Source organism: Sphingosinicella microcystinivorans (assembly GCF_003634215.1).
In the GTDB taxonomy this organism is placed as follows: Bacteria; Pseudomonadota; Alphaproteobacteria; order Sphingomonadales; family Sphingomonadaceae; genus Sphingosinicella; species Sphingosinicella microcystinivorans.
In genome coordinates this window covers 745,585-763,420 of the sequence record NZ_RBWX01000007.1, presented here as the reverse complement: position 1 = coordinate 763,420, position 17,836 = coordinate 745,585, and the positions used below count along the sequence as shown (strand labels likewise).

The 17,836-nt window shown below is 58.0% G+C and carries 12 protein-coding genes; all 12 read right to left on the bottom strand.

Translation table 11 applies throughout. The features are described from left to right. Nucleotides 1–4: 4 nt before the first annotated feature. The 12 genes from DFR51_RS03835 to DFR51_RS03780 all read right to left on the bottom strand — a co-directional run bounded on the left by DFR51_RS03835 (nucleotide 5) and on the right by DFR51_RS03780 (nucleotide 17,835). Nucleotides 5–1,816, bottom strand: coding sequence for a CocE/NonD family hydrolase (locus DFR51_RS03835; protein WP_243445613.1), 1,812 nt, complete (start codon nucleotides 1,814–1,816; stop codon nucleotides 5–7). A 32-nt stretch (nucleotides 1,817–1,848) separates the two neighbouring features. After that, complete coding sequence (locus tag DFR51_RS03830) at nucleotides 1,849–4,287, bottom strand: GcvT family protein (protein ID WP_121047695.1); 2,439 nt, start codon at nucleotides 4,285–4,287, stop codon at nucleotides 1,849–1,851. 328 nt (nucleotides 4,288–4,615) lie between these two features. After that, the gene (locus DFR51_RS03825; protein WP_121047694.1) at nucleotides 4,616–6,892 is read right to left on the bottom strand and encodes a TonB-dependent receptor; all 2,277 of its coding nucleotides are present in this window, start codon (nucleotides 6,890–6,892) and stop codon (nucleotides 4,616–4,618) included. 693 nt (nucleotides 6,893–7,585) lie between these two features. After that, complete coding sequence (locus DFR51_RS19585; protein WP_420853154.1) at nucleotides 7,586–7,837, bottom strand: DUF4240 domain-containing protein; 252 nt, start codon at nucleotides 7,835–7,837, stop codon at nucleotides 7,586–7,588. 213 nt (nucleotides 7,838–8,050) lie between these two features. Further along, a complete protein-coding gene (locus tag DFR51_RS03815) occupies nucleotides 8,051–9,151 on the bottom strand; it encodes an alpha/beta hydrolase (RefSeq protein ID WP_160119149.1) in 1,101 nt (366 codons plus the stop codon). 49 nt (nucleotides 9,152–9,200) lie between these two features. Then, complete coding sequence (locus DFR51_RS03810) at nucleotides 9,201–11,693, bottom strand: TonB-dependent receptor (protein ID WP_170151742.1); 2,493 nt, start codon at nucleotides 11,691–11,693, stop codon at nucleotides 9,201–9,203. Nucleotides 11,694–11,880: 187 nt separating this feature from the next. Continuing rightward, entirely contained in the window at nucleotides 11,881–12,861 is a 981-nt protein-coding gene (locus tag DFR51_RS03805) for a FecR family protein (protein WP_121047690.1), read from the bottom strand. Continuing rightward, on the bottom strand, nucleotides 12,858–13,427 hold the full coding sequence (locus DFR51_RS03800; RefSeq protein WP_121047689.1) for an RNA polymerase sigma factor: 570 nt from the start codon (nucleotides 13,425–13,427) through the stop codon (nucleotides 12,858–12,860). Before DFR51_RS03800 ends, DFR51_RS03805 begins: the two co-directional genes overlap by 4 nt. A 372-nt stretch (nucleotides 13,428–13,799) precedes the next feature. Next, nucleotides 13,800–14,957 (bottom strand): alpha/beta hydrolase family protein, encoded by a 1,158-nt coding sequence (locus DFR51_RS03795; protein WP_121049714.1) that lies wholly within the window; start codon nucleotides 14,955–14,957, stop codon nucleotides 13,800–13,802. Between the two features lie 10 nt (nucleotides 14,958–14,967). Further along, nucleotides 14,968–16,002 carry an aromatic ring-hydroxylating oxygenase subunit alpha gene (locus DFR51_RS03790; RefSeq protein ID WP_121047688.1) on the bottom strand — a complete coding sequence of 345 codons (1,035 nt, stop codon included), beginning with the start codon at nucleotides 16,000–16,002 and terminating at the stop codon, nucleotides 14,968–14,970. Next, entirely contained in the window at nucleotides 15,999–17,057 is a 1,059-nt protein-coding gene (locus DFR51_RS03785) for an SMP-30/gluconolactonase/LRE family protein (RefSeq protein ID WP_121047687.1), read from the bottom strand. Before DFR51_RS03785 ends, DFR51_RS03790 begins: the two co-directional genes overlap by 4 nt. 1 nt (nucleotide 17,058) lies before the next feature. Further along, complete coding sequence (locus tag DFR51_RS03780; RefSeq protein ID WP_121047686.1) at nucleotides 17,059–17,835, bottom strand: cyclase family protein; 777 nt, start codon at nucleotides 17,833–17,835, stop codon at nucleotides 17,059–17,061. Between the last annotated feature and the right edge of the window lies 1 nt (nucleotide 17,836).

Genomic DNA, 17,836 nt, shown 5'->3' with positions numbered 1-17,836 from the left:
TTCGTCAGCGGACGACCGGCAATTCGATAAACGATGCTCTGCCAGGTTCATGGTAGATGACGTTGCGCGCAACCAGCGGCTCACGCTGCTCATGATTGGCGTCTCCCCTCTGCATATTCCGCTCATATTGCGGAAAATTGCTCCCCGCAATTTCTATCCGAAGTCGATGCCCGGGAGCAAAATGCGATGCCGCGACCAATTGCTTAATATCGATTCTGTAAACCCGTCCGGGCTTCAGCGGTGCCTCGCGATCTATACCATCGCGATAGCGAAGCCGCTGTATGGTGTCCGTGATATTGAATGCGCGTCCATCGGGATAGACATCGACCAGCTTTATGGCGATATCCGCGTCCGGAACGGATGTAGAAAAATAGAACGTCGCGTTGATGTAACCCGCAATCTTTAGCGTCTCGGCCAGGGGCTTCGTCGTGTAGACGAGTACATCTTCACGTTCCTCAATGGCGGTCTGGTCGCGTGCAACATTGCGATCGCAGCATCCTCCCCCTAGTGTCGGAACCGGATTTAGCGGGTCGGCAATGAACTTGTCTGGCGGCCCACTACCGGCGGCGCTCGATAGCAGCCCACTGCCGGCCAAACCATTCGCGTTACCTCGACTATCGAGGTAGAGTCGGCGAACTGTCGAGCGCGGCGGCCAAGCTGGCGCGCTTTCCCAACGACTCGATGCCAATGGATAATACTGGACGCGGGGAAGGCCGAGTTCACCTTTACCGTCGTTCTTCAGCCAATGGTCGAACCAGCGTTCGACCTGGCCCGCGTAGTCGAATCGCGCGTCGCCTATGGGGCGCTCTCCAACCATGGTCTCCTCGGTTTCGGAGCCCATTGAACAATGGGCACCGCCGCCGATGATGAGATACTGGTCCGGAGAGTTCTTCGAAAGATACTCGAAGCCTTTCGCCGTCGGGAAAATCTCGATGGCATCGTACCAGCTATCTATGTGGAGCATCGGCACACGCGTGCTGTCACCTTCGTTGAAAAAATCATACTCGGCCCATCGTGGATCGTTTGGCTTCATGGTAATGAGGCGGTTGAATTCCGAGTCCGGCGTGCCGGCAGCCAACAGCACCTCAGCGCTGGGAAGATGCTTCGCCCAGTCCATCTCTTTCGAGATTGTGGCAGAGGCTGAATAGGACGACATTAGTCTTTCACGCTCTTCCTGGGAAATTCCAGAAGGAAGCTTGGGATGATAATAATGACCATAGGAGCGATACCACTGCGCCCAATTATAGGAAGGCACACCGCCGGTATAGAAGATACCTTGATCTACAAATCCTGGAATCCTGCCATAACCTGTTGCCGCAGCCATTGGCACCGTGGCTTTGAGGGCGGGCGGGTTGCGCTTCGCCAGAGCAAGCTGTACCTCACCGCTTGTCGAACAGCCAAATGTACCAACCTTGCCATTGGACCAAGGCTGCTTGATAATCCATTCGATACTGTCCTCGCCGTCATCCGCGGCGCCGATCATCCAGCGGTACTTTCCCTCCGACCATTGCGTTCCACGAATGTTTACAACCACGATCGCATAGCCGGCCCTTACAAGCCTAGGCAGGATAGTGGTGCCGAGCTTGAGTTCCGTATCGATTGAATAGGGCGTCTGGATCAGGATTGTAGGCAAACGTTCCTGGTCATTGACTTTCGGCATGATAATGGTCGCAAAGAGCTGTGTCCCGTCGCGCATGAGGACAGGAATGCCAGATTTTTCCGTTGCGATATTACGTGCATCGAGGATGTCGATTGCATCACGCGAGGGTCGTTGTTCTGCCGCATTCGCTGGGCACGACATAAGAACCAGCGCCAATAGCCTTTGCCAGGCTTGCAAATTCAGCCTCCTCATATTTGGCCCGTGACGAGCTCTGGCAATTCTATGGTCATTGGTTCAAGCTTTGGAAATGGAATCGTCACGATACGCGCTCGACACCTTTCCCCGAGAACCGAAACCTCAAGCGACGCGCCGGGTGCGCGCCCTTCCTCGTTAAGAAACGCCATCGCCATCGCATAGCCAACGGTATGCCCGTAATGACCTGAAGTTGTGTACCCGACATAGCGGTCCCCGACCCATACGGGCTCTTCTCCGACCGGATCGGCGTCCAGCGTTTCGACACGAAGTGCTGAAAGCCGAAATTCGGGTTCGTGAGCAAGAGATGCCATGGCCGCAGCGTGACCAACATAATCGGATCGTTCATGGTCCAAGAGATCATGAGAGCCACATTCCGCGACCGTGTGGTCCTGAGACATCTCACGCAGGGTCGTTCCGGGCGCTTGTTCCATGACAAGCGTGCTGAACGCTCGGATTCCGATGTCACGGACACCGAAAGCCCGCCCCGTAATGAGAATTTGGCGATAAAGCGCCTCTAGATGGACATTCGGTGTATAGAGTTCGAAGCCCCTCTCGCCGATCCGGTCGGACGCGACAACATGACAGGGAGCATAGCCGATCGCGGCCTCGGCAAGGTCTCCAGACTTGAGCGCAGTACCGATACGATAATGGGCACTGAGAGCGTCGATCAACTCCACCGCGCGCGGCCCGGCGACAAAAAGAGCGCCAAGCTCGTCAGTTGCATTGCGGAGCGTGACATCGAAATTGCGCGCGTGCTCCAGAAAACAGCGTTCGTATACCGCCTGCATGAAGGTCGGCGCTGTCAGGAAATATCGTCCATCGGCACGGCAACCGACGTTGAGATCGCCAATAATTCGGCCGGCGGCCGATAGGAGCAGCGCAGGGACGGTCCGCCCGATGGACGGCAAAGGCGACGCGACTACTTTACGAAGGAAGGCTTCGGCATCGGGCCCGGAAACAAAGAACTTCGATACAGCGGACAGATCGACGACGCCAACAGCAGATCGGAGAGCCCGGCACTCGGCCCCAATGATGTCGAAGGCGTTGGAACGCCGAAACGTTGGCTGCTCCTGGAAGGGTTGACCGGCGGGTGCGAAATAGGCCGGCGCCTCGAAACCAAAACTGCTGAGGAATACCGCCCCCTTGGCTTCATGCGCAGCGTACAGCGGCGAGGTCTTGTACGGCCGGCCGGCAAGCCAGGTCTCGTTCGGGTAGGGAATATCGAAGCGGCGCCCGTAAAACTCGCGGGCGCGAGCAATGGTGACAGATTGAGGAAGACGCGTATCAAAGCGGGCAATATCCATTCCGAATACGTCGACGGATGGTTGGCCATCAACCATCCATTCGGCGAGCGATCGCCCGACGCCGCCACCCTGCACAAACCCGGCCATAACGCCGCAAGCCACCCAGTAGTTGGGAAGGCCCGCGACAGGACCGACGAGCGGATTGCCATCGGGCGAAAATGTAAACGGTCCGTTCACGATTCTCTTGATGCCGGCACTGGCAATCGCCGGATAGCGTTCGAAGCCGCGCGTCAAATCCTCGCCCAGCCGGTCGAGGTCGGGAATGAGAAGTTCGTTCTCGGCATAATCCCAAGGCGTGCCGGCGACTGCCCACGGCACGGCATTGCTTTCATAAACACCCAGCAACATGCCCTGATGCTCTTGACGCAGGTAAAGACCACCGTCGAGGTCCGCTATGGATGGCATCTCCGGCAGGCCATTGAGCTCGGGCAGATCATCAGTGATGAGATAATGGTGCTCCATCGGAACAAGCGGTAGATCCACGCCTGCCATCTTTCCGACCTCGCGCGCCCATAGGCCACCAGCATTAACAACATGCTCGGCGACAATGACACCCTTATTCGTGCGAACTTCCCATTCACCGCCGGGCCGGCGAGCCAGGCCCTCAACCATTGTATGGCGGTAGATTGTTGCACCTGCGGCCTTGGCGGCCCCGGCATAGGCATATGTCGCGCCCGATGGATCTAAATACCCTTCAAGCGGGTCGTAGATTGCGCCTATCACGTCTCGCGTATCCATGATCGAACACAGTTTCTTGATTTCCGCGGGCCCAAGAAGTTCCGATTCGATTCCGAGCACATGGTGTCTGGCGTGCTCGGCTCTCAAATATTCCCAGCGCTGATTTGTGGCGGCGACCAGAAGGCCGCCGACATAATGCGCCCCAACATCCTGACCCGAAAGCTCCTGAATCTCCTTGTAAATACCACAGGTGTAAGCTTGCAGACGTGCAATATTGGCATTGCCATTGATGGTGTGGAACCCGCCCGCCGCATGCCAGGTGGAGCCAGCAGTCAATTCCTTGCGCTCAAGCAGGACAACGTCCGTCCACCCCTGCTTCGTCAGATGGTAGAGGACACTACACCCAATAACGCCGCCACCGATTATGACCACTCGCGCCTGCTGCAACATTCCTCACCCCTATAATCTGACTTCTATCTCAACTGCCGCCCTGCTGGGAGGCATTGTTCAGCAATAGTCTCTTGAAGCGACGAAGTCGGTTGCGATCAGACTTCTTTTTATTGAAAATTCAACCTGGGAGTATCGAGACCCAATGAACATCCCGAAAATTCGTTCTACTGGGAGCATGGCCTCGTAGCCATCAACAGTGACTAGAAAGCTCGAACAGTGGTGAGCTCTTTGAATTGGGGATTGAAGGAACCGGAATTGTCGACATCACAAATCCCGGTTCCTTTACAATGACAGGCCATGAACACCGGCAGACGCCTTCACGCATGCGCTAGAACTGCTTCTTGACCCTCAATCCCACCGTTCTTGGGCGACCAACTGTGAGGGTATCTCCGGGCTGAATAGCTGGATACGCGTTATTATAAATACCCTGGATGACATATTCGTCAGTCAGGTTTTTCGCAAACAGCGAAACCGAGAAGCTGTCAGCCTCCAACGTGATTGCCGCGTTGAAAACATTCGATGCGGGAATGGTACGATAGCCCAGGTCGGCGGGATTGAACCGCGTTCCCGTCGAACTCCGGTAAGTATAATCTCCCTGCAAGATGAGATTCGTACCCTTCAGCGGAATTTCATACTCCGCTCCGATGCTCATAATATATTTTGGAAAGTAGGGAACACGTGCGCCGGCAAAGGGTGCAATATTGGGATTTATATCTCGGGTTTTCGCGTCGGTATAACTTCCGCTCGCCGTCAACGACAAATTGTCGGTGGGCTGAACGCGCGACTCAATTTCCAATCCCTTGCTCCGTATCCGACCCGAGTTTTCCGTGAAGTTGTATCCACAGGAGTCGAGATTGCGGCGGGTTTGCACATCGTTCCAGTTCGCCAGGAACGCAGCAACGTTCAATGTCACTTTACGATCAAGAAACTGAGCCTTCTCGCCGATCGTATAGCTCCACAGTTTGTCAGGACCAAAATCGATCGGGGCAGCAGCCAACCCCTGGGCCGCGAGCGCCGGTCCGCAAAAGTCGAGCGGGACAACCTGGTTAATTCCGCCGTAGCGGAAGCCACGTGCGGCTTCGGCATAGATCATGACGTCATCAGTCACATGATAGGAGGCCGCTGCGCGGGGATTAAAGCCGTTTGCCTTCGAATCTCCCGCTAGTGTAAGCGGCTGGCCTGAAGCATCGACGCCAGCTAGGCCCGCTGTAAGCAACGTGTAATGTTGGCTCCAGTCGAAGTAGCGGAGGCCAGCCGTGAGATCGAGCGCCGGCACCGGTGAGTAAGCCACCTCTCCAAAGAAGGCCAATTGCTTGGTCTTCGTATTGGTGTCGGAACGAAAAATCTGATCGGGCGCCTCGGCGAAAAAGTCTAATGAGTCGATACCGAATGCACTATCAAGACCGGGCCAGACGTTGCTCTGGTCATAGTGTCGTGTCTGCCGTTCATAAAACGCCCCAAGCTGTACCCTCAGAGGGCGACTTTGATCGGTTGTCACTCTGAACTCTTGCGTGAAGTCGGTAATGTCATTGACCGTCAGCGCAGCCGCTTCAGGGGTGTCCAAACCCAGAAGGCCGGCGGAAAAGAATTCCTGAGAGTCGAAGAATGTGTATTTCCGGGAAATGTATGATGTAGAGGAAAAAAGCGTTATCGACCCGATTTCCAATTGAGGAGCAAAGTTGAATATATGGAATCGGTCTTTTAGTCCTGACGGATTGTTCGCCTGAAATTCGTACTCCTCCAGACCGTCATAAGCAAAACTCCTGGCCGAACTGTCGACGTTTCCATACAGATAGCTCAGATCTGCGGTAAAGTTCGACTGATTCTGGTAACGAACAATTGACCTGACCTGGGTCATGTCAAGGTCATTGAAGTTGTCAGCACCAACCACGTTATCGATGTAGCCGCCATCCTTTCCACGATAGGCGGTGACACGAAGGCCGAGTTGGTCCGTGACGAGCGGAACATTGATCATTCCACGGACACTGTAGCTGTTATCGCCGCCACGCGTAGTGGCCAAAGATCCTTCTGCCGAACCTTCAAAGCTGCTTAGCCCGGGCTTGCGCGTAATATACCGCACGGTACCCGCCATCGCCCCGGCGCCGAACAGCGTACCCTGAGGACCGCGCAAAAATTCAACACGTTCCAGATCATACACCCGAATATCCGGTGTGGAGCCCTGGATCGAGATCGGCACATCGTCGAGATAAACCGAAACAAGCGCATTCTCAGCCGTATCCGTCTGATTGATGCCGCTCGTAGCGTTAATACCACGCATGACAATCTTGTTTTGTCCGCCCCCTTGCTCCTGAATGAACAAGCCTGGAACCGCGCGACTTATGTCTGAAAGGGCGTCATTGCCCTGGCGTTGCAATGCTTCAGGATTAAGTGCGGTGACGGAAATAGGGACATTCTGAATGGACTGTGCGCCCGAACGGGTAGCAGTGACGACGATTTCGTTGCTATCGACGCCCCCAATGGCACTCGATTGCTCTGACGGAAATTGATCTGCCAACACAGCATTGGAGGCCATCAATGTGCACGCCGTAGCACCCAACAACACAAATCTAATTGATGCGGTTGTTTTTTCTTTGTTTGGAAACATTTTTATCCCCTTTTCTTAATTTTTTACTTAATAAAATTAATATAAAATGTTTCGCCGCGATCTATTTTTGCAGAGTGAAGTATCAATAAACTCCGGCCTGCTATCGGCAATAATAATTTCATGCGGCAATAGAATACGATTAAGGCGAGGAAATTTTTGGCCGTAGCGTCAACGTTCAAGCCACCCTCTCATTTCAAAGCCCACTTTGAGGGCAGCCCTTTCCGACCATTCCCCCCCCATAAACCGGAAATGACCCTCGCCCATCATCCAACCGGCCACACTTTTGAAGCATTCGGACGATATTATCGCGCAGCTCCGATGCAGTCGTGTTGGCAAAGGAGATCCCCAATCGGTCCCGATTCTGGTTCAATGTTGCTCTTCGGGAGCATTCATGGGCCGTGGGGATTGCCGGACGCGGTATGGGAACTGAACGGGCACTTCTGCCAGTCGAGCGCGAACGATGGGCTTGTCCCGCAGGCGATAACCGGCGATTTCTCCGTGACATGCTTCATGTGTTGCCGGCTGGCGGCCGTAGGCGCCAAATGCACGAGCTACGGCATGTGGAACTCGGTCTATGTATCGTTCCGACACTATGCCGAACCAGGCGTCCGGCATGCCCTACTGCAAACGCTGGTTGATCTCGGGCCTACCCCCGTTGCATCATCCTCGAAACCGGAAACGATAGCTTCCTGTTCAAGGGCAGCTTGGCCCAAAAGCCGGAACCAGGAGCCCATCCGCGGTGTCCGCTGCCAGCATCTCCGCCAGGCTGTCAGGGTTAACGGAAACCACTTCCAACACGCGCCGGCCCTGGGAAATTAAACGGCATCGAAAATATTCGAGGCCGTCGCCAGATGCGCCGCCATTCGAAAGATATGCCGCTCCCCAGAGATCCAATGAATACGAATCTCGTACTGCCTCATTGAACAGACTTTCGAAGTCGACGATCCGGTCCAGGGTAACTGGGCGAACGACGCCGGGAGATCGGCGACCCGCGCGTCAGGATGGGATTCAGTGGCTTCGTCTGGCACATGCGCACGATGTTCCCGCAACGTAGCATCGTCGCCGGACCAATACCGCCGATAAAACGGGCGTTCCGGGCTTTGAAGAAAAAGGAGCGCCTGGCGTTCGTTCACCTGCGCAGACAAACTGCCCGGATGATTACCGATCGCGACGTTGCGGTCCGGTCTTGCCCTTGGGCCGAACTTCTCGAGGCACAGCCCCGGCCGCTCCGGCTCGCATTGTGTCGATCGCATCCAGCACGATCCCTGGCTGGTCCAGGTAAATATAGTGCGTTGCATCTGCCACGGTTCGACGCGTACCTCTCGACGAGACCTGCGCGATCTCATCGTGCATCTTCCACCATTCAGCCTGCATCAACGGCACATCCTCCTTCGCCTCGCCTTCCAACGGGATCGGCGGCGGCAGACCCGCGCTCAGGACAGTGACCGGAATATCCCCCAGGTTGCGCCATGCCGCACGCAGCTGCCTGGAATCGACCCCGGAGAACATCGATTGAAAGAGAGAAAGCTGGCTTCGCTTAGCTGCGATCAGACCATCTCGCTGTTGCATCACCTCTCGAAGCTCGATCGGGTATTCTTTTGGGGGGACGGCAACGCAGTCCGGATTGGAAACCCTCTCTTGTTCGGCCGCGCCGTCGATGCACGCCTGCAGCCCCGCCATCGCACCCTGCTGGAATCCATCGATCAGCTTATAGAAGAATGGTGCCGCCCGTTTCAGCCGTACATCCTGATCCGGTGCGGAAGGATCGACCAGCACGACCCCGGCAACGCGCGCGCGATGACGAAAAGCGTACATCAGCGTTTCAAAGCTTCCGAGCGAATGTCCCACAAGGATGAAAGGCGGCTTCAGCCCCGCGCCCGACAGCACCCGCTCAAGATCGTCTGTGCGGTGATCCACATCCTGCGGAAAGGGGCTCGGGTCACTGAAACCGAAGCCGGCTCGATCCCACGCGCAGACCGTGCCCCCTTCGGCCAACCTGGACTGAAGCGAGCGCCAGGTGAGGGATTGATCACCGCCACCCGCAGTCAAGACAACAACCGGACTGCCAGCGCCAACACAACGTATGTTGAGCTTTCGTCCGCCAGGCGCACTGACGAGCGTCCCGGCGCGGGCATAGGTATCAAGCGGGATATCTCCGCCGCTGTCTTGCGAGAGCGCGGCGGAACTGATCAGCCCGCCTGCCGCAAGGGCGAGTCCGGCACAAATCGCCGCTCTCAATGAATAGCCTCGGCTTCTCATGGTTCGTGCCCTTGCGGCTCTGGTTGGCAGGCGTTCGTTTCGTTGAATGTCAGAAATTGCGGGCAAAAATGACGCCGATCGTCCTGGGCTGCACGAACGTCGCGCTGGTCGCCGGAGAAAGACCCTGGCTGTCGGAAATGGAAACGATGCCCCGGTCGTTCGTAACATTGCGGGCAAACAGCGTGGCCTCCCAATCACCATCCGTCAGCGTCACATGCATATCCACGACATCATAGGCCGGAACACGGAGCGCATCGCTGCGTGCCGCCGCAGCAGGCGTGGCCAAACGCAGAAGCGAGTTGCGGTTGCCGACATGGCTCCAGTTCGCGCCCAGTTCGACGCTCCAGCGATCGCCCAGCTCCACCGTCTTCGCCACGCCCAGATTGCTTGCGAAACGCGGCGTCAGGGGCAGTTGTGTTCCCTTGGGACCAATAACCAGGTAGGTGCCCGCCGAGGACGGCACGATCGTCTCCGTCAAGACCGCGTCGGTGTACGTGGCGTTGCCGTTGACCGACCAGCCTCCACCCAGCCGCCACTCGCCCGAAAACTCGACGCCGCGGCTGCGTGCGGCCCCACCGTTCGTCAGGATGTTCAGCCCGGCGGCTGTCTGGCCGGCCAGCTGGATATCATCCCAATCGATCCAGAAGAGGGATGAGTCGAGCGTGACCTTGCGATCCGCCAGATATCCTTTCAGCCCCAGTTCGTAGTTGTTGACGCGGTCTGGTCGGAACGTTGCGCCGGCCGCCGCCGCGGTGTTGGCACCGCCCGGACGATAGCCGCTTGCGAAACGGCCATAAATCATCAGATCCTCGTTGAAACGATAGCGCGGCGTGACCAGCCAAGTGAAGGAATCGTCCCCGGCCCGGAATACCGGCGCGTTGACGCTGCTGGGGCCGAACAGCCCCACGGCTACGTCGCCCGTGATCTGGTTCTGCTGGAACCGCTGCTTGTTCTCGCTGTATCTGCCGCCGACCTGAACATCGAAGTGATCATTGAACTTGTAGGTGAGGCTGCCGAAGATCGCCTTTTCCGTGAAACGCTGCGGAACTGGAAAGGCAACGATCAGTCCAAGCTCGCCGCCAGACGGGTCTAGCGCGCTCAAAGCCTGTCGCAGAAGCGGATGTTCCCTGGTGTAGAACCCCCCGACCAACCAGCTGAACCGCGCTTCGGGATCGGAAGCCAGCCGAACTTCCTGCGAGAATTTCTTATTCTCGAGGATATTGCTAAGATCGACGCTGGAGCCGGCGGGCGCACCCGGAAACAGTGGGCCAAGCCCGCCGATATCGGAGAAGACAAAGGGGAAGTTGAGCGTTTCGTCGCTGTTGGAATTGTTCGCGAACTTGCTCCACCCGCTGACGGACGTGAGCGTGCCGAAAGGCAGTTCATATTCTGCCCTGAGACTGATGATCCGGGTCAGGCTTTCCGCTGCCCCCGGCACGATATCGATGGCATCGTAACCATTCAGCGGTCGGTAGTCGGTCGGGTACGGAGTCACCTGCACCGTTCCGCCGCCGCTGGATTTGACTGTCTGCCGCAGATAGGACGCATTGATGGTCAGGTCGTCGAACGGCTTGAAGACCAGCGCCGCGCGCCACCCCTCTGTGCTGGACTTGTTCACGTCCTTCCCGGCATAGATCGGGTTGATGTTATCGAGCCAGCGCGGGTCTTCCCTCTTGAAGCCGCTGATCCGAACGCCGAGGCGATCCTGCCATACGGGAATATTGATAGACGCTCGCGCCTGCCAACCCTGGTTCCCATGCAGAACATCGCTTCCGCCGAGTTCGACCCGGCCGGAAAATTCCGTCGTGTCCGGCGTGCGCGAAACCAACTTGATCAACCCGCCGAGGCTGGAGGCGCCGTATAGCGTACCCTGTGGCCCGCGCAGCACCTCGACACGGGAAAGATTTGCCGGGTCGATATCCGGAAAGAAGGGGCCGCTGAGGCCGATCGAACCAGTGACCGGCAGATCATCGAGCGTGACGGCAACAGTCGGATTGCTCCCGCTGCTACCCGCGTTGATCCCGCGGATGGAGATCGCGTCGAGATCGTTCCCGGCCACAGTGAGCCCGGGAACGCGACGCGCGTAATCCGCGAGGCGCACAAGATTTTGCTGGATGAGATTGGAACCGCTCAGCGCCGTGACCGGGACAGGCACGTCCACCAGTCGCTCATTTCGCTTCTGAGCGGTAATAACGATTTCGCCGCCTTCCCTTTCGGAGGATGCCGTTTCCGTTAAAGAATCCGCGAGCGCGCCATCGCTAGCGCCGGGTCCGCCGTTTCCCACCTTCACGATCGCGACTGCACCCGATCCAACGATTCGTGCTGTAAAAGGCGTTCCCGCCAGGATCGCATCGAGCGCCGCCTGGGACGTTGCCGTTCCGCGAAAACCGCGCGAACGATTTTCTTGAACCTCGTCCACCTTGTAGATAATCGGCTTGCCGGACTGACGACCGAATGCATCGAGTGCCGATCGCAGAGTGCCGGCTGGGATATTATAGGTTTGCTCCTGGACCTGCGCCTGCGCGGGCACCACCAACGCCATCATGCAAACGCCTGCAGCGAACGCGCCCAATCCATTTATCCGCATAAAGCCCCCCTCTGTTTGGGGCGCACATCGCACCCTCTTGGAGGGTTGAGACAGCCGATCCACCTATCTATGTAATCAAAAAATCGACTTTCGCTCTCGACCCGATTGCGAGCTCGGCAATGATGGCAGGCGGCGTACGCTATCAGTTCGTGATCCTGACCTCGGTCGGTGTTTCTTCGACCTTGAGCCCGTAGGCTTCGCTCAGCACCCGCACGAAAGCATCGGGATCGTTCGAAGGAAACATTCCGCCAATCCTGAGCGCGGCAGTCTCTGGATCGACGACGACGAGCTTCTTCGCGTTGTAGCGGTTAAATTCAGTGGCGATCTCGCCGAGGTTCGACCGATCGAAGCTCAGCATACCGCGCCTCCATGCAAGTGCATCCTCTACCTTCTGCTCCGAGTGCGAGGCAACGAGCGTCGCAGACCCACGCGCGATTGCAATGTCGCCGCCGACGATAACCGCAAAGCGTACAGCCTGACCTTGTTCGATCTCATCGACACGGACGCGCCCTTCAAGCACCGAAACCGTCACTTTTTCTCCATCGCGGCGTACCGAGAATTTGGTTCCGAGAACTGTAATCTGACGATTCCCCGCATAGACGATAAACGGCTGATCTTCCTTGCGGGCCACTTCAAAGAAAGCCTCGCCTTGATCCAGCCAGACCTCCCGACTTTTGGGTCGCACCGCAGTGCGCACCTTCGAGGCCGTGTTGAGCTCCACTTTGCTCCCGTCGGTGAAGGCGATGATCTTGCGGCTACCGACCGGCGTCGCATAGCTGGCGCCAAGGACCTGCTCGGTCTCCGGCTGCAGCGCCTCTGGCCGGTAGAGATAGGTGCCGCCAAGCGCGAGCACGATTGAAGCAGCAATGCCAAAAGGCACATACCGGCGCCAAGGCGGACGATATGCGACGCGTTCGGCAGGTTCGGGAAGGCTCCGACCCAGCGCCGAGATACGATCGGCTTCACGCCAGCTATGACGCAACCGTAGATAGGCCGTGCGGTTCCCATCACTCTCGCTCAGCCAGGCGTCGAATTCGGCCTGGTCAGCGGCACTCCAGCTCTCTTCTTCCTGCGCCAGAACCCAGCGCGCCGCGCGGTCGGCGGCATGTTCGGCCCGGCTCATGATTGCTCTCCGCGCCCGCGCGCGCCGTAACGCGGCCGCACGACCCGACCAGTGCCGCCAAGCATATGGCTCGCGAGCGCCTTCATCCCCATCACCAGCTGACCGCTGACCGCGTCCTTGCCAATGCCGAGCCGATCAGCGGTTTCCTGCGGGGTCAGGCCCTCAATCTTTCGGAGCTCGACGATTTCGCGCACCCGCGGCGACAGCTTTTCGAGTCCAGCAAGCACACGGCGCAGACTTTCGCGCGCTGTCAGGTGACGCTCGGCTTCGAACAGATCGATGTCGCTATCGACCGTCTCGAGGTCTGCAACATGCTCGAACGAGACAATTCGTGCACGCTTGGCCGAATTGATCAGATGGTTGCGCGCAATCGTAAACAGATATTGCCGCGTGTTCACCGGCAGTTCCTTGCGTGCTCCGGTGAACGCCCGTTCATAGACATCGTGCCTGAGATCCATCACGTCGTCGGCAACCCGCCAGTTTCGGCGGATGAAGCGCGTGAGAGGGCCTTCGAGAGGGAGCACCTCCCGGCAAAACCACTCATTCAGAGCCTCATCATCGACCATCTATCGGGCTAGGTTACCCCTCACATCATGCGTGACACGGGTCCAAGACAAGTGAACGCCGATCCAATGTAATCCCAAAATGACGATTGCCACCCGGAAAAAATCATCGCGCCAGCTTTCGGCTATAATCCTAGCGCTTCTTATCTCCAAGTGGTTGTGTTCCGTGGATTATATCCTTGCATCTCCGCCATAATCGATCATGCGGCATATTGGACATTTTTCAGTACATTTCATCGTTCCGAAAGCGAACATCGATTCATTGCGGGAGCGTCTGAATGAGGCCACCTCTTACTGACGATTCGCGTGCTTTTTTTCAGAACGGATCGTGTTGATTAGCGCTGTCAACCCACCAACCGGCGCGCGCACATGGCGTCAACTCGCTTCATCAAGCTCAGAGAAACGGTCCCGCACCCAATCCGCGATGTAGGATTTGACGGGCTCCATATTATCGGCGCTGCAATGTTCCACACCCCCCTCTCGCTCGGAGAACAATCTGAGTTCCACACAAGGACTGTTCACGGCTTGATCGCGGCTTTGGTAGGCATATTCGCGCGGTATCTGCCTGTCGTTTGACCCGTGCGTGATAAGGAACGGCACGGTCATCTTGTCCATATGACCGTTTAACGTCACCTTCGGCATCAAGGCCATGAAGGTTTCCATGTCCGGCTGGCCCCACACCCACATGACGTGATCCCAATAATGGGGCACCGGGTTTTCGCCTTCGTTCTTGAGCCGGCGCGACTGGAGTTCGCCCCAGTTGTGGTTGGCGCCCCATGCGACGCACAGCTTGAAGCGCTTTTCATAGATGGAGGCACGCGGCGCGTAATAACCGCCAAGCGACCAGCCCATCATACCGATGGCGTCCTTGTCTACATCGCCCCGGAATTCCAGAGCATCGACGGCCGCACCAGCCCAGCGCTCTGTATCGTGGATCGCGGGCAGCCCATTGAGGCGCAGCGCCTCGCCGACGCCCGGCTGATCGACCGCGAGAACCGAAATGCCGCGCCGGGCGAAGGTATCGCCGATCGACAACGCGATCATTTCCTTTACGCTGTCGAGACCGTTGCAGAAAACCATGGTCGGGCGCGGCCCCTCGCCTTCCCCCGGGATGAACAGTGCGGGAAAGTGCGCGCCTTCAAACGGGATTTCGACGCGTTCCCAGCCCAGGCCAGACTTGTCGATCGCGCGCTGCATCGTCTCCAGCATCTTGCGATACATTTGTTTGCGCGGTTCGTAGTCACGCGCCTGCATGCGCTCCGCAGTCATGTAATAAGCGGTGGCACGGCGGTATTTTTCGCCCGCGCTCAGATCATGACCAGCCGCTTCGCATTCCTCGCCAAGTTCAACCAACCGATCAGCCATTCGGCCCCAGCTTTCGAAGAACGCCGCCGTTCCCTTGTCAGCGCCCTCGCGCGCGATTTCGCGCACTTCGTCGTTAGCGCGGTCGATCTCGCCGATAGCGCCGCCCATACAAAGGCAAATATTGACGCCGAGATTCCAGACGTAGTTTCCAGGGAACGGTTCGTACATCGTGTTTCCTTCAGACGCGTTGAGATGATGCAGCAGCTTCGTCCGCCACAAGCCGCTGATAGATGCGTCGCGCGCGCGTCGAACCGTTGTCGATGGCAAGTAGCGCAGGCTTTAGATCGAACAGTTCCGCATCGCCGAGCGCTCGCTGCTGCGCCTCGATCATCGGCTTGTCCTCCTGCTCGAAGGCGGTGCGTAGTCCGGCGGCCATCGCCGCGTTGTATGCGGCGTCGTCCGTTTTGTAGTTCCTCGAATTGCAGTAGAAATAATGCGACGTGGTCAGCGTTTCAGGCGTCATGATGTGCGCGTTCCACGTATCTATGCCCTGTTCGGGCGCGCGGCCGAGCGGTGTCGCGCCAACACGCAGGATCATCACGCCGTTTGGATGCCAGACCACCTCGGTCCACATGTCCGTTTGCATCATCGGATCAGGCATTTCCGGACGGAATATCGGAATCGCGGGTTCACCGCTCGTGAACCAGCGCACGAACACGGTGTGGCCGCGTTCTTCAACCTTTGCGCGTGAGCGCGTGATCGATCCCCCGCCCAGCGTATCGGGGTGGAGATAATCGGCGTGGGAGAGATCGAGTATATTGTCTTCAAGCAGTTTGTGGCCGGCTGCCGTGTACATGTAGCCCTTGCTGAACGCGTGCTCGCCGGCATTATCGATGAAGCTCATGGCGGGGACATCATCCGGGTCGGCCCGTTCGGGGTCACCCATCCAGATCCAGACGATTCCATGACGTTCCAGACACAGATAGGTGCGAATCGAAAGTACGCTTGTCGCTGAGCCATGTGGGTTGTGCGTGCATGCCCCCGAAGCACCATTGAACACCAGCCCATGATAGCCGCAGCGCACCGTGCCACCGTCTACTAAGCCCATGCTCAGCGGAGCCAGACGGTGCGGACAACGATCGGCGACGGCAAACAATCTGTTATCGGCGCGCCAGAACAGCACCGCATCGCCAATGATGGTGCGCGCGAGCATGCCGTCATTCAATTCGTCGGCCCAAGCCGCGACATACCAGCAGTTCCTGAGGAAACTCATGCGACGCTGCCTCTCCGGGGGCCGATGCCTTCATTCCAGTGCACCATCGGCAAACCGGCGACGGGACTCGTGAATGCGGGTATCCGCGTTGCTCGTAGACCGCCGAGATAGACCGTGCTGAGGTCGGGGCCGCCGAAGGTTATGCTGGCGAGCCACGGGCAGATCGTGCCGCCGCACGCCATCAGCGTGTCGAAACTGACCGGTGACCCGGACGCGAATTCGGCCTCGAAGCGGGCTGTTGCGGACGGATTGCCGTCTGCAAGCAGTTCGAGGAGGTCGCCTTCGGGCGTAATTGCCACGAGGCGGTCGGCGAAAACCATCGTGGCCCAGAGATTGCCGTAGGCGTCGAACGCGATGCCATCGATTGCGCCGTCGCCGAGGCTGGAGGGACCGTAAACCTCGCGATCGGTCAGCGATCCGTCGGGCTGCACGCGCAGGCGCGTGACACGCTTGGCCGTCGTCTCAGCGACATAAAGCCATTCTTCCGCCGCGTCGAAACGGATTTCATTGGTGAAATGAAATCCGTCCGCAACGGTGCGCGAGCCTTTTTTGTCGATCAGGCAGATGCTGCCGTCCGCCAGCGCGGGAGTGACCGCGTCGCTCCATGGATTGATGTTCGTGGAGATCGTCACCCACAGCCTATCGCGGCTATCGCGCAGCACGAAATTGACCTTGCCCATCGGCTTGCCGTCGATGCTGTCGGCGAGCACGCGGGTCCTGCCGTCGCGCGTCATTACCTCCAGCCGGTCGGTTCCGAAATTCGAAATGAGAATATCGCCATTGCGTGCGAAGGCGAGACCGTTTGGCAATGTACCGCCGAGCAGGCTCCCGGCAGCGTCAACGGAAATATCGAAATGCGGGTCTGCTTCCTGGACGACGAGCTGCTGTGAGCCGTCGCTGCCGATGCGCATGACGCCTCCCCGCGCGTCCGCGCTCCACAGCGTGCCGTCCTTCTCGGCAAGAATGCATTCGGGGCGCTGGAGATCCCGGCCGAGATAGCGGATTGCCGACGGATCGACACGCCAATCGCGCAGCGGATTATCGGCTCGTATCATGTCAGTCCTCGATGATTGCGACAGCACGCGTCCAGCCTGCGGAAGCGGCGCGTATCTTCATCGGGAAGCAGGCGATGGTGAAGCCGGTCGAGGGTAAGACTTCGAGATTATGCAGTTTTTCGAGGTGGCAATAGCCGATGTCGCGCCCGGCCTTGTGGCCTTCCCAGATGAGGCCGGGATTCCCCGTCTCCAGGTATTTCTCCCGCGTATGGACGAACGGCGCATCCCAGCTCCACCCGTCGGTACCTGTCAGGCGAACGCCGCGCTCGAGCAGGTACATCGTGGCCTGGTAACCCATGCCGCAGCCGGCGGTCACATAGTCGTCCTGCCCGTAGCGCTTGCCTGCAGCCGTGTTGACGACAATGATTTCGAGCGGTGAGAGCCTGTGACCGATCCGGTCCAGCTCCGCTTCGACATCGGCAGCCGTCACGACATAGCCGTCATCGAAATGGCGGAAATCGAGCTTCACGCCCGGCTGAAAGCACCAGTCGAGCGGCACCTCATCGATCGTGATAGCACGCTCGCCCTTGTTCATCGTCGAGGCGAAATGCCAGGGCGCGTCCAGATGCGTGCCATTATGCGTGATGAGCTCGATTCGCTCGATCGCCCAGGCCTCACCATCTGGTAGATCCTCGGGTTTCAGGCCCGGAAAGAACCCCGCCAGATCGGGCACGGATGTCTTGTGATCGATATAGTCGATCTTCGGCCGGAACGGAGGCGGATCGGAAATCACGTCGTTTTCGAGATAGATTGAGAGATCGATTATCTTGCGCCCCATG

What these genes read in the sequence shown, in the direction of transcription:
- DFR51_RS03830 (WP_121047695.1), bottom strand. Translation starts at nt 4,287, where the DNA reads ATGTTGCAGCAGGCGCGAGTGGTCATAATCGGTGGCGGCGTTATTGGG.
- DFR51_RS03825 (WP_121047694.1), bottom strand. Translation starts at nt 6,892, where the DNA reads ATGTTTCCAAACAAAGAAAAAACAACCGCATCAATTAGATTTGTGTTG.
- DFR51_RS03815 (WP_160119149.1), bottom strand. Translation starts at nt 9,151, where the DNA reads ATGAGAAGCCGAGGCTATTCATTGAGAGCGGCGATTTGTGCCGGACTC.
- DFR51_RS03810 (WP_170151742.1), bottom strand. Translation starts at nt 11,693, where the DNA reads ATGGCGTTGGTGGTGCCCGCGCAGGCGCAGGTCCAGGAGCAAACCTAT.
- DFR51_RS03805 (WP_121047690.1), bottom strand. Translation starts at nt 12,861, where the DNA reads ATGAGCCGGGCCGAACATGCCGCCGACCGCGCGGCGCGCTGGGTTCTG.
- DFR51_RS03800 (WP_121047689.1), bottom strand. Translation starts at nt 13,427, where the DNA reads ATGGTCGATGATGAGGCTCTGAATGAGTGGTTTTGCCGGGAGGTGCTC.
- DFR51_RS03795 (WP_121049714.1), bottom strand. Translation starts at nt 14,957, where the DNA reads ATGTACGAACCGTTCCCTGGAAACTACGTCTGGAATCTCGGCGTCAAT.
- DFR51_RS03790 (WP_121047688.1), bottom strand. Translation starts at nt 16,002, where the DNA reads ATGAGTTTCCTCAGGAACTGCTGGTATGTCGCGGCTTGGGCCGACGAA.
- DFR51_RS03785 (WP_121047687.1), bottom strand. Translation starts at nt 17,057, where the DNA reads ATGATACGAGCCGATAATCCGCTGCGCGATTGGCGTGTCGATCCGTCG.
- DFR51_RS03780 (WP_121047686.1), bottom strand. Translation starts at nt 17,835, where the DNA reads ATGGGGCGCAAGATAATCGATCTCTCAATCTATCTCGAAAACGACGTG.